The following is a 12,508-nucleotide window of genomic DNA, read 5'->3' on the forward strand; positions in this document are numbered from 1 at the left end:
TGTAAAAGTCATCGAATTGACAAAGAACAATGAAACTGAATTACTTTATCGTAACATTTGTACTACTCTAAACGAAAATGAATTTAAAAAAGCAGCATAAGTTTTCGCTCAATTGGGGTAGTAGATTTCAAACTGGAGGGTGGTATTCGGTTCTGAAGCCTGAATTTGATACCAACTTACAAATATAAATTGCTCCTGATATAGCCCCCTCTTCTTGAGCCTACAAATTTATCTAATTTCATATAAGACATTAAACGCAGTATACACAATCAATTGATTCATGCATTAATCCTAACTGGTTGTGCAAAATGTGAAAAGATTCCTCACTTTAAATTAAAAATATACTGGCTCAATGGAAAGGAAATCGCTTCGCGGCTTTGCTTGCCTTCTTGGTTGGGGATTTCGCTCATATCGCGCCCGGTCTGGCTTTACATTACTGCTATTAAGGTAAGGTTTTAAAAAGTCGAGAATATTTGGACTGCGGAAACATTAACCATTTTTGAATTTTATTCGACATCAGTAATGGCAGAAAGTAATAACCTGTGCGTTTAAAAAGAAGATCTCAGAAAATAGCAGTTTTCTGAATATCATCCAAAATGTAATGTTATCAAGTTAGAAAAATCAGAAAATAGGCGGTTTTTTACTATCAAAAGATAATCTATTGGGAAGATTATCAAGAAACTACATAAGAACTTGTTAGCATTACTAGAGATTTGCCATGAAGCCATGGAATAGACGACTCAAAGATTTATCCTTGTTGTTAAACAACTGTGAAAAGACATATTTTGAGCCAGAGCTGTTCAGGATGAACGCAAACCAGTTCTTGCAAACGTCGAGAACTGTCACTTTTCTAATCCAAAAGAATAAAGATCGCATTCCATCTTTTGATTCTTGGTATTCAAACGCTGTGGTAAATGCTTGGTCAACTGATGCAGTAATGACTTGGGCTAAGGATTCCAGGAACAAAATAGATAAACAAGGAGATATAAATTACTTCAGTACCCTTGTAGCTACACTTATAGTTTCATACTTCCATAGAGAAGACATTTCTGTAATTGCGAAGGAAGACAGAGACTCGCTTTGGCTTAACGTAAACAGACTGATAAAGTTTGTTAGACCGAGAATGACCGAAGAAGCGTTCGAAAACTCTGTTGTGCGTGTGGAAAGAAAATGGGTAGCGAATAGTCTGCCAGACTGGGAGCTACTTCATGTGTTTTCGTACATATATACTCAACAGTATAGAGTCTGCGATTCGCTACAAGGAAATTTGGAACTTAAAATGGAAGAAGGTATTCCAGATCCAAGCGAGATAGACATAGAAGCTAGGAAGAGTAGACAAATAGCGTATATCTCTCTGAAAGATGGTACCGTTCACAGGCTTCAGCACGTGCGAATCATGCGTGATCCTGATTTTAAGGTTGATGATGGAGAGTTACTCAGAGATCTATCAGAAGCTCGAAAGGACAACGGTACGGTTGAAGGAGCATTGAGTTTCCATGCCGCATTCACTCAATCCATGTTCGAATTGCAAGGCGTATATTTTCCATCAATATTTATGTACGACGAAAATGGAAAGTGCATTTATAATGGCGGCACGGAATTAGCTGACCAAGCCTCTAAGCATATGTACTGGCGTATGTTAGGGGAGCAAATTAGATCACTAAGTCCGACAGTCGTTGTATGGTCATTAGAAAGTTGGATAAGGGAATACAGAAACAAAGACCCAAAATTGCACTTCAAGGATAGAGAAATAGTTGGAGAAAGATTAAGCGTAACTGTAGTTAACAAAAATATACGGGCTGGGGAAATTCATTGGGAGATAAAACGAGATGCAGAGGGAGCGCCAAAACTTGGTGAACCGGTTTCAAACATGGACCGATCAAAAATCTTACTTGAAAATAATGTTCTATCGCCTGTTGTCGAAGCATTTGTGTTTTTATCAGAACACCAAGGCTAGCTAAAAAATGCTAACAAGGCCAGCCAGAAGGACAACCAAAAAGCTGCGCTTTTCGGCTGCCCTTGCTGGCGACGTTATCAATAAAAATATAAACAGGAGGTGCTGCATATTATGACTGAAGCAAGCGTAAGTGCCCTTAAAGGTATAAGAGATCTTAGCATGCTGGAATGGTATGTAATTCCGCTGCTTGCGATTGTATTTTATATTTATACATCAGAAATGAAAAAAGCAAAGACAAGTGGAAACTGGAATGCTGTTTTTGCAGGGCTGACAGTATTTGGAATGGACTTTATAAATGAAACTTGGAACGGCTGGGTCCTTCATTTTACCGGACGATCTGCCTTCTGGACAGCCCCGGGAGATACCGCCCTTCGCACAATGGTGGGCTGGAATATCGAAATCATGTTCATGTTTGCCATATCCGGGATCATTTACTACAATACCGTTTCAGAAGACAAAACCCAAAAGATACTCGGTATTCCCAACCAATGGTTCTGGGCCATAGGCTATTCCATCTTCTGCGTATTTGTGGAGTGGTTTTTAAACAAAGGCGGTCACCTGGTCTGGGAATACCCGTTCTGGAACCGTTCATTTGCAGGTGTCTGGCTAATCTTTCTGTTTGGGTACTTCCATTTTTATGTGGCAGCTATCCTGATCATCAATATGAAAACCATTAAATCAAAACTTTTAACAGTGGGAAGCCTCTATACCATCGCAGTCATAGCAAATATATTTGGCCTGGGTATCATGAAATGGCAATATTAAACCAAAATGGTATACTATAAAAAGAGGAGGTTTTTTTGAGAGCATTGGTTCGGGTAACATTGTCGATACTTGCTTTTGCGACCCTCTCCGGGTTTGCCTCTCTGTTAAAACATGAAACTTTATGATTCAAGACCCTTGAAGCTACACCCAAAAATTTCAGCGGCATCTTAACTTTGCCAAAAGAGAATAAGAATTGCGAATTGCGGGACACCCATAAAATTATAAGTTTCTAATTTCTGATATATGATATGGGCCCGACACGCCATGCAACGCCCGTATAGATGCTCCTGGTGTGCGTTACGCTAAAAATACCTTGATTTTGTGTAAGTTGACCATCATTTTGATATTAAAAACAATCATTTAAGGATTTAGAATATTTATTTTTAGACGATATGGATTAAATTTTAGTGGAATAGCCAAGTTCGATCCGCGTCTGCGGGTTTCAAACAGAATGGAAAATGCAGTATAATCGTACATTCTTCAACCAACGGGGCTAAATAGCATGTCAACACACAACAAACAGGATGCAGAGGGCAAGAAAATAAAAGAGAAAAGAGCCTACCCTAGGCTTGTTTGCCATGAACCTACTTTTTATTCCATAAAGAGCGGGGTGTATGAAGGTATTATTAGAGACCGCGACAAAGAAGGTGTCAAAGGTATCTTTATTGCGACCAGTGAGCACCTTGCTATTGGAGAGGTTATTACTGTAGCAATTTCATCTCCAGGTGAAAAAGAAGGAAAAAAATTAAAAGGAATGATAGCCCGAAAGGAACCAGGAGGATACGCAGTGCAATTTTTAGATCGTCTTAATATTTGAGTGTGGTGGTCCAAGATACACGCATTGAATTTTAAAATTTTCAAGGGCGATTTTCGCTTTTAAATTATGTAAACTTTTAAGTTTCAACAATTGCGAGATGTTCCTTTGTGTGTAGATGAAACTGTGAGCAAATATTATTCTGGAGCATCATGCCGGTATCAAGCGAAGAAAAAGAGTTTGTGGCTTACGTAGTCGATCTTATGCAATCGATTGGGCCTGTTCATGCAAGAAGCATGTTCGGTGGGCATGGAATATTTCTCCAGGGGCTCATGTTCGGGTTAATTGCAGACAGCGTTCTTTACTTAAAGGCAGATAAACAGACCGAGAATGAATTCAAAGCCAGAGGGCTCGAAGCATTTACATACAATAAAAAAGGGAAAGAGTTCAAAATGTCTTACTACCAAGCTCCTGAGGAGGCATTGGAAGACGCTGAAGAAATGAACGTTTGGGCAAATAAAGCCTACAAAACGGCATTAAAAGCAGCATCGAAGAAATCAAAGAAATAAAAGAAACACCTAACAGGAAAAATTTGCGCTGACAGTCAAAAGCGTCGTTTCACTCCGTTTTGCCTGTTGATGATTTACAACTTTTTCAACAATAGCGGGAATCATATGGATAGGAATGATGTGTTGTTTTTTGAACCCTATGCGGCCGCGCAGTCATTGAAGAATGTCTGGACTCGAATGGCCAGCACCTATGGTTGCATCATGGTTGTTTTGTCTCGAGAAACACTGATAATAAAGCCCCACTGGTTCGCCAAGTTATTGATAAACCTGCTTTGCCTGGATCTCTATCACCAAATACCCATCAATAATATTAAATCAGTCACACAGATTGGGAAATGGTTCGGCTATGGCAAAGTCGAATTGTATTTTGTAACAGGAAGCGGAGAAAAACAAAAAATATTGCTCTATATGAAAAAATATCACCAGTTCATCGATACGGTACAAACCGCCATGCGTCAGGTAGAATGAAATCACTAAATAGGATGAAGCTGTTACGGGGTCGAAAAATTACCTCACTGATTTTGCTTATATTTGTTGTCCCCATTAAATGCATCTGAATAAATTGATCGTTTGAGACTGATCCTTGATTGGAGAAAACCAAATGGAGATGATATATTTTAAAAAGACAGATCGTATTGCAATCATGTTGGCTTTTTTCCTTATGATCTTTTTTGCCTGCCCGGTATTTGGTAGCATTAAAGAGAGTTTGCCGGTCAATATTACCCTGAATACAAACTGGGAAATTAATAATAATGATTTGGAGTACAAGGGCTCCCTGCAATTTCGCATTAGCGGGAAGCTGGATGTGAATAAGACCTTCAGTTCGGCCCAGCAAAATTTACCGGCTGTCTTGATCCCATATAGATTCAGTCAGGTCACAGCCAGCTACTCATACCAAGAGACCCAGATTGACAAGGATCCCCCCAAAGATTGCCCTGGATTAATAGCGGAATATTCAGGATCAGGCCCCATTCAATTCAAGCCGGTTCCCCAGTTCGGAGATCTGATTATCCAATACCTCGGTGATATGATGAAAAACCTGAAGGAGGCCGGTATCAGTAATTTTGAAGGAGCCGATACCATGGTCGATTTTTACCGGTTCCATACCGCCGGTCATGAAATTAAGGTAAAAGGCAAGAAACTCAATAATGACTGTGAATATGAAGATCATGAAAAAAAAGAACACGTGTCGATTCAATTTGGTTTCAAGATAGATAAAGATGGCAAAATGTCCGGCCACAAACCTTGGAGTGCTAGATTTGATACAGGCCCACCTTCTTTTAACGTCAAAACATATGATTTGCCTCCTAAAATGAATGAAAAACCGTACATACCGGAAAAAAGCAGCCAGGGGAATGTTCAATACATGTTGTCCTGGAATATCGGTAAGCAACAGCCTCCTGACATCGAAATAAAAAACGCTTCATTTAATTATAAAGGGGATAACAACGATAGAAGGATTGTTTTACATTTGAAAAAGCTTGATACAAATTCAGAGATTAAAGCACCTGAGTGGATAAAAGATGAAAAAAAAGAACCGGCCGCATTTGTAGCGGGGCAGAGCTTTATGGTCAAAGCAACCTTCCAAGGCGATCAAGAAACAAAAAAGCTGGAGATTTGGGCAGAGGAAGAAGTTCTGGAAGGAACAGGCGGATTCGGCGGGATCAAAGAAAAAACCATCGATGTAAAAAGTGGAGAATTCAACGGGGAATTCAAGATTAAAAGCCCACAAAAAACGATTGGCAAAAACAAAGTGTGCTGGAAGTGGAAAGGTCGGGACAAGACCCCGGGTAAAGAAGAGGTGGTATCAGATTTGGGAGAAAGCGAACATACCATCTATATTGTCGGTGGGGGTCCGGGAGGTAAAATTCTGCCTGAAAAATTCAACAAATATGTTTATATCGTTCGCAAAGGCTGTGAATGGGCGACAGGAACAACTGGCGGAAAGCAAACATTAAATAAAATTTGGTCAAACTTTTGGAATATTCCAGGTCCGAACAATTCAACCATTCTTGCCTATTCTCATGCCGAGAAAAATTATGATACCGTTAGTCTGTTGAAATCAGGAAGGGGTGCCTGCGGTGCCTGGAGCAATTTTTTCTATGACATGGCTGCATGTCAGGGTATTAAATTGGAAAAAATTACCATTCATCCAAAACCGCCATATAACGTTTTTATTGTGGGGCAGCGCCCAGCTCAAGGCAATCCTAGCCCTGACAGGGGTTTTACCGAACACGCTTTTAATGCCTATCAGGGAAAGTTCTATGACCCATCTTATCATTTCCAGACCCATAAAGATTATTATGTTTACGAAAACAATACCATTGTGGCTTACTGCAATAATAAGGATGCCAAAACGGAAGATATATTAAAAAACTTACTGAACAGTGCTTTGGGTGGTCTTCTTGGCAATTGTTACCAACAATGGTTTATCAATGAACCGAATGACAATGCACTGGCAGATTGTCTCATAGAAAACAGCGACCAGTGTGCTCCCAATAGTCCTCGTGAATGCGAATTGATTGAATGTCCTTAGATATGAAAAGATCAAGCAGGACTTTATTTATGCATTAAAAAACAGTTCAATAATAAATGGAGAATATCTGGGTGTGATTAATACAGGTCTAAAAGGTAAGGTGGTTATAGTAACAGGTGCCAATCATGGAATTGGGGCAGCAACGGCAATTGCCTTTGCGGAAGAAGGCGCGAAAGTATTGATAAACTATTTGCGTCAATCACCTGAATTGTACGGAGAGACAAAAGAGAATGCCGATCGGGCAACCACACCCGGTCGTGCATATTACTGCAAAATGATTTCTCAATCAGCAGCAGCGGTTGCAGCTAAAATAAAAGAAATAAATGGAGATTGCTACACCTGGGAAGCGGATTTGTCTCAACCGGAGAATATTCCAAAAATGTTCGATCTGGCACAGGAAAAATTTGGTACCGTCAGTATAATAGTAAATAATGCGGCTTTTGACAATCCCGATAGTTTTATTCCACAAAAGGAAATAGAAAAAAATCCGTTATTTGTGGATGAGTATTCGCTCCATTCAATCACCTTAACATCTCATGATGACCATTTTGCGGTAAACAGCCGTGCAGTGGCTTTAATGATGGCGGAATATGCGAAAAGACATATAGATCAAAATTGCAGGTGGGGTCGTATTATTAATATCACCACAGATGGTGCGCGCTGTCATGCATCCAATGTGTCATATGGAGCGAGCAAATATGCAATTGAAAGTTATACCCGATCAGCAGCCATCGAATTGGGACCTTATGGGATTACGGTTAATGTGATTTCGCCGGGTGCGGTTCAGACCGGTTGGATGCCGAAGGAGCTGGAAATAAGCCTGGCTGAAAGTTATCCATTAAGAAGAATAGGCAAGCCGGAAGATATCGCCAAAGCAGTTATATTTTTTGCTTCAGAACAGGCGGATTGGATAACCGGACAGGTTTTATATGTAGGGGGTGGCAATAGAATGTAGTTTTGCATGACCACACCAAACAAGAATAGATGCCCCAGATAAGCTTTATCATATTACTTCCAGAGGCATCGAGCCCACAGATATATAAAGATGTTGTCGATCGGGATGCTTTTTTAAATCAACGGGGAAATATTCTTACCCAACTTCCGAAATGCCGCTGTTCCGGGCGGCTTCATCAAAAAGCATGACCATTCGCTGTTCATACCAGCCTTGCAGGTAAAATCCATCTATGAATCCATTATGTCCGCCATACGGCTGAATGATCATGGTGGTGAGATCATTGGTTTCAAGCAGGTGGAAGTCATCCACGGGAATAATGGGATCATCTGCGGCAATTATGATGGTGGTGGGAACGGTGATGTCTTTAATGGCCTGTTTTACAACGGAATATTGTCTGAAATAATCTTTTGAAGTTCCATAATCACTGTAATCATGCAGCATGGCGTCGGTTACGGCTAATATGGTGTTTAATGAAAATACCTTGTTAAAGTCATATAGTTTAGGGAACAGCTGCTGCTTTTTTTTCAGAGAACGAAACCACTTTTTTAAAAAATAGCGTCGTATTAAAAAAGTTCGATCTATTTTGAGAGTCGCTTTTTCCGGATCCAGCACGGGGCTGATCGCCACGACATGATGCAGGTTCATGATGGGATCGGCAATACATCGTTGCAAGATCCGTAAAACAAAATTTCCACCCAGTGAAAAGCCTACCAGAAAAACAGGCAGTTCGCCTGCCAGCCCCGCCGCCTGCTTGAGGGCCTGAAACACTTCTTCCAGCAGTACGGCATAAAAAATACCCTCGTTTAAATGGTGGCTTTCGCCATGGTCTCTGAAGTTTAATCTGAGGATATTATAGCCATTATTAAAAAGAGTTCTTCCGGTACACAAAATATAGGTGGAGTCCGCACTGCCTTCCCAACCGTGAAGAAGGATCACCAGTCCCTTGGCGGAGTGTCCCTCATGTTGAGAATAGGATCCCAGAAGTTTGACCCCATCGGGGGTTTCAAAAATGATGTCCCGTGCAATTGCGCTCATGCGGTTGGCGCCCCACGTGCGCAATTTGCTGCTGCCCAGCATGGTTTGGATACCGGTGGGCCTTAATGGTAACATGGGTTTAAAAGAATTCGAAATGCTCACGGAATGAGTCCTTTCAATCAATATCGGTGTCTTTCACATCACTATTTTGACATACAGGGGAAGCGGAAAACGGAAGATAATACATGCTAAAAAAATTTTACCACACGCAATCTGGTTTTTCTGGTTTCTCCGCCCTAAGAAAGAAATTTTTTGTCATTTATCTGCTGTAAATCAACAATCTAAATTTTCTTGACATTATAAAGAGTCCCATCATATTAAAATTCTAATATTGCGCTTAGTTGAATTTCAATCAAAAGCTCACAATTGACTTTCATTAACTATTTTTGGATAGTTCTACCTCTCATTGAATCGATGTTCAACTTCTAAATGTTCTTTCTCCTTAAAAAAACATCAGTTATTTTCAAATTTACTCTATCAGTTTAGGTTAAGATTAATATGGAGAAACCCCTCAAAATGTGCGAGCCTTGCTCCTGACAGGGTATAGATACTCTGTCAAGAGCCAAGAAATTCCTTTATTCTCTAAAATTTTTTACCTGATTCGCGAAAAGATGGAAAGTGATACTTCGATGGCAAAAGGCAAATTGCTATTCTTACGTTAAAAGAGGTCTATTATGAAAAAGCTTTTGGTAATAGTAGCATCAGTGTTTCTAATTTCAGTCCAACCTTTGCTGTCAGCAGAACTTACAATTTTAACAGAAAACCTCCCGCCCTTGAACTATTTAAAGGATGGGGTACTGGTTGGACCTTCTGTTGAAATAGTAAAAGAAATCCAAGGAAGGGTAGGGTCTCATGAGCAGATCAAGGTTTATCCATGGGTAAGGGCTTATAAAATGGCTCTGGAAGAAGAAAATGTGGTATTGTTTGGTATGACTTATTCTAAAGCACGTTATGATAAATTCAAATGGGTTGGTCCGTTAGCGACGAAAAGAGATATTCTTGTCGCTAAAAAGGGTTCAGGCTTAAAAATTAGCAGCCTGGAAGATGCCAAAAAAGTAAAACGCATTGGCACGCTTCGAGATGATACCAGAGGTCGGCTACTCAAAAGCCTGGGCTTTACAAATCTTGAACCTGTTTCTGATGAACAGCAAAATGCTAAAAAGCTTGTCCTTGGGCGTATAGACTTATGGACATATAAAAAACCGGGATTAAAAACTGTTTGTGAGTTGGCCGGGGTTGATTATAATGAAATAGAGGAAGTCTATCATCTTAGAAAAATAGATCTTATGATTGCTTTTTCAAAGAAAACGTCCGATTCAATTGTACAAAACTGGAGAAATGCTTTTAACGAAATGCTGGCTGATGGAACAATCATGCAGATTCGTAAAAAATGGAATAGAAAATTAGAAGATAACCCATTCCCGGAGATTAAAGACTAACTTTAAAACACAGCTTTTACCTGAACCAGGAACTCGTCAATAAGTGGCTAAGGCAATACGCCATAAAGGATTGTGACCATGCAGAAAGCCCCCTCAACTAAAACCTCCTCTAAGGTCAGTAGCATCAGCCGTCGTTTCAGCTATGCCCTGATCAGCGTTATTGCTTTGCTGTTGATTGCTTTTGCCGCGGTCGTCATCTTTTTTGATATTAACAGGATCGAAAGCGAAATGGAAACGCGTTTAGACAACGCCATCATGTTTGCGGAGAACAGCCTATCAACGCCTCTATGGAATCTGGACTACACTGTTGTCAATGATTTTGTTGAGGCTTTATTTTTGGATGAATCAATTGTGTATACAAAAATATGGTGGGAAGATCAGGTAATCACTGAGAAACTTCGCCCGGGTTTACAGCTTAAAAAACTTGAACCGGGGAAACCCCCGACATGGTTAAACAGCTCTGAATTTATATCCAAAACATCTGATATTTACTTCAAAGAAAAAATGATCAGCACCATTCTAATCGTGATGTCGCGCAGCAACTTGAAAAAACTAGTGCTTTTTCAGGTTTGGGGTACTACTGCCCTGTTAATTCTCATTATTGCGGCCATTTGGCTCACATCCATTGTCATAACAAAAAAATATATTTCTCGCCCTTTAGTAAAATTGCAAGAATCGGCTTCTTTGATCGCGAATGGTGATTTAGACACCTTTATTGATAAAACCAGCAGTGACGAGATTGGAATGCTGGCAAAACATTTGGAAGTCACGCGGGAATCGATAAAACAGCTGTTTGCAGAGGACCGTAAAAGCAAAGAGAAACTGGAGGAGTACAGCCGAACCTTGGAGCAAAAGGTTGAAGTACGCACTAAGGAGCTGGCCAGGTCAGTGGAGGAACTAAAAGCCTTGGGGAAAGTCAGCCAGGCGGTCAGCTCAACTCTTGATCTCCAAAAAGTTCTCTTTACCATAGTCGTCCACGCTGTCGAGCTTTCAGGGACGGAATCTGGAGCGATCTATGAATTCGATGAGAAAACCGAGCAGTTTCAACTCCGTGCAACACATCGGATGAGTGAGGAACTGATCCATGCGCTCCGGGGGGCTGGGGGCAAACTGGGCGAAACTGCAGTGGGGCGAGCGGGGATAAAGCGTGAAGCCGTGCAAGTCCCGGACATTTTGCAAGAGGCAGCCTACCCACTTCGCGACATCATCGTACGTGAAGGATTCCGGGCATTGCTCGCAGTGCCAATCCTGCGCGAAGATCGGCTTATCGGCGGACTGATCGTCCGGCGCAAGATGGCTGGCGAGTTTCCCCAGCAGGTTGTGGACCTTCTCCAGACTTTCGCTACCCAGTCTGCGCTGGCAATACAGAATGCGCGCCTTTTCCGTGAGCTTGAGGAAAAAGGGCGTGAGCTTGAGATCGTCAACAAACACAAATCCGAATTTCTCGCTAATATGAGCCATGAACTCAGAACCCCCCTGAACGCCATTCTGGGATATACGGAATTGATTCTTGACAAGATTTATGGTGAAGTGCCTGAGAAGATTCAGGAGGTCCTTGGGCGCTTGGAAAAAAACGGAAGTCATCTCCTCAACCTGATCAATGATGTCCTTGATCTTTCCAAGATAGAAGCGGGACGGCTCAGCCTTTCCCTCAGTGAATATTCGATGGCGGAGGTGGTTCAAACGGTCTTTACTTCGATTGAAGCGTTGGCGGCGGAAAAGAAACTGGAGCTGAAAATGATTGTCCCCAAGGACTTGACCACTGGCAAGGGAGATGAACAACGTCTTGCCCAGGTGCTTTTGAACTTACTCGGGAACGCAATCAAATTCACCGAACAGGGTAAAGTGAGTGTGGAGATGACTGTTTCAGACGAAAAAATTTTGGTTTCAGTTTCCGATACAGGTCCAGGGCTTTCAGAAGCCGAACAGAAGAGAATCTTTGAAGAGTTTCAACAGGCTGATAGTTCCAGTACCCGCAAAAAGGGTGGGACAGGACTCGGGCTTTCGATTGCAAAGAGAATTATCGAAATGCACGGGGGACGAATCTGGGTGGAATCCACTCTAGGAAAGGGCTCGACTTTCCGATTCACTCTGCCGGTTCGGGTTGAAAAGCAAAGGGATTAATGATGAAAAAGACGATTTTGGTGATCGAAGACAACGAAGATAACCGGCGTATCATGCGTGACCTCCTCACGAGCGGCGGCTATGAGGTAATCGAGGCGCTTACTGGTGAAGAGGGGGTAACCGCGGCTGAGACCTATTGCCCTGACCTGATCCTGATGGACGTGCAATTACCAGGTATGGACGGCTACGAGGCCACGGGAAGGATTAAGGCCAACCCGAGTCTCCAAAAAGTCCCGATCATCATGGTTACCTCCTATGCATTGAGCGGAGATGATGTAAAGGCTTTTGAGGCTGGCTGCGATGATTATGTTTCGAAGCCGTTCAGTCCACGTAAGCTCCTGGTAAAAATCCGCGAATATCTGCTATGACAATTT

At 41.5% G+C, this 12,508-nt stretch carries 11 protein-coding genes; 10 read left to right on the forward strand and 1 reads right to left on the reverse strand.

Features of this window, described 5'->3' with window-relative positions; translation table 11 throughout:
* The first annotated feature begins 718 nt into the window (after positions 1–718).
* From SWH54_11505 to SWH54_11535, 7 genes are all read left to right on the forward strand, one after another.
* Positions 719–1,957, forward strand: a complete 1,239-nt coding sequence (locus tag SWH54_11505) for a hypothetical protein (GenBank protein ID MDY6791880.1) — start codon at positions 719–721, stop codon at positions 1,955–1,957.
* Between the two features lie 111 nt (positions 1,958–2,068).
* A complete protein-coding gene (locus SWH54_11510; GenBank protein MDY6791881.1) occupies positions 2,069–2,722 on the forward strand; it encodes a hypothetical protein in 654 nt (217 codons plus the stop codon).
* Between the two features lie 502 nt (positions 2,723–3,224).
* Positions 3,225–3,539, forward strand: a complete 315-nt coding sequence (locus SWH54_11515) for a PilZ domain-containing protein (protein ID MDY6791882.1) — start codon at positions 3,225–3,227, stop codon at positions 3,537–3,539.
* Between the two features lie 149 nt (positions 3,540–3,688).
* Positions 3,689–4,045 carry a TfoX/Sxy family protein gene (locus SWH54_11520; GenBank protein ID MDY6791883.1) on the forward strand — a complete coding sequence of 119 codons (357 nt, stop codon included), beginning with the start codon at positions 3,689–3,691 and terminating at the stop codon, positions 4,043–4,045.
* A 105-nt stretch (positions 4,046–4,150) separates the two neighbouring features.
* Entirely contained in the window at positions 4,151–4,513 is a 363-nt protein-coding gene (locus SWH54_11525) for a hypothetical protein (GenBank protein MDY6791884.1), read from the forward strand.
* A gap of 133 nt (positions 4,514–4,646) precedes the next feature.
* On the forward strand, positions 4,647–6,581 hold the full coding sequence (locus SWH54_11530; protein MDY6791885.1) for a hypothetical protein: 1,935 nt from the start codon (positions 4,647–4,649) through the stop codon (positions 6,579–6,581).
* Positions 6,568–7,536, forward strand: coding sequence for an SDR family oxidoreductase (locus SWH54_11535; protein MDY6791886.1), 969 nt, complete (start codon positions 6,568–6,570; stop codon positions 7,534–7,536). The genes SWH54_11530 and SWH54_11535 overlap by 14 nt, the downstream gene beginning before the upstream one ends.
* A gap of 135 nt (positions 7,537–7,671) precedes the next feature.
* Here the strand turns inward: SWH54_11535 and SWH54_11540 are convergent, their stop codons facing one another.
* Positions 7,672–8,673, reverse strand: coding sequence for an alpha/beta fold hydrolase (locus SWH54_11540; GenBank protein ID MDY6791887.1), 1,002 nt, complete (start codon positions 8,671–8,673; stop codon positions 7,672–7,674).
* 572 nt (positions 8,674–9,245) lie between these two features.
* Here SWH54_11540 and SWH54_11545 point away from each other — a divergent pair.
* The 3 genes from SWH54_11545 to SWH54_11555 all read left to right on the forward strand — a co-directional run bounded on the left by SWH54_11545 (position 9,246) and on the right by SWH54_11555 (position 12,502).
* Positions 9,246–10,010 carry a transporter substrate-binding domain-containing protein gene (locus SWH54_11545; protein ID MDY6791888.1) on the forward strand — a complete coding sequence of 255 codons (765 nt, stop codon included), beginning with the start codon at positions 9,246–9,248 and terminating at the stop codon, positions 10,008–10,010.
* Between the two features lie 78 nt (positions 10,011–10,088).
* The gene (locus SWH54_11550; GenBank protein MDY6791889.1) at positions 10,089–12,134 is read left to right on the forward strand and encodes an ATP-binding protein; all 2,046 of its coding nucleotides are present in this window, start codon (positions 10,089–10,091) and stop codon (positions 12,132–12,134) included.
* Positions 12,134–12,502: a response regulator gene (locus tag SWH54_11555; protein MDY6791890.1), complete on the forward strand. Its 369-nt coding sequence runs from the start codon at positions 12,134–12,136 to the stop codon at positions 12,500–12,502. The genes SWH54_11550 and SWH54_11555 overlap by 1 nt, the downstream gene beginning before the upstream one ends.
* Positions 12,503–12,508: the final 6 nt, after the last annotated feature.

Source organism: Thermodesulfobacteriota bacterium (assembly GCA_034189135.1).
In the GTDB taxonomy this organism is placed as follows: Bacteria; Desulfobacterota; Desulfobacteria; order Desulfobacterales; family JAUWMJ01; genus JAUWMJ01.

Bases quoted from the DNA above. Each gene is read 5' to 3' on its own strand.
- SWH54_11505 (MDY6791880.1), top strand. From the start codon at position 719: ATGAAGCCATGGAATAGACGACTCAAAGATTTATCCTTGTTGTTAAAC.
- SWH54_11510 (MDY6791881.1), top strand. From the start codon at position 2,069: ATGACTGAAGCAAGCGTAAGTGCCCTTAAAGGTATAAGAGATCTTAGC.
- SWH54_11515 (MDY6791882.1), top strand. From the start codon at position 3,225: ATGTCAACACACAACAAACAGGATGCAGAGGGCAAGAAAATAAAAGAG.
- SWH54_11520 (MDY6791883.1), top strand. From the start codon at position 3,689: ATGCCGGTATCAAGCGAAGAAAAAGAGTTTGTGGCTTACGTAGTCGAT.
- SWH54_11525 (MDY6791884.1), top strand. From the start codon at position 4,151: ATGGATAGGAATGATGTGTTGTTTTTTGAACCCTATGCGGCCGCGCAG.
- SWH54_11530 (MDY6791885.1), top strand. From the start codon at position 4,647: ATGGAGATGATATATTTTAAAAAGACAGATCGTATTGCAATCATGTTG.
- SWH54_11545 (MDY6791888.1), top strand. From the start codon at position 9,246: ATGAAAAAGCTTTTGGTAATAGTAGCATCAGTGTTTCTAATTTCAGTC.
- SWH54_11550 (MDY6791889.1), top strand. From the start codon at position 10,089: ATGCAGAAAGCCCCCTCAACTAAAACCTCCTCTAAGGTCAGTAGCATC.
- SWH54_11555 (MDY6791890.1), top strand. From the start codon at position 12,134: ATGATGAAAAAGACGATTTTGGTGATCGAAGACAACGAAGATAACCGG.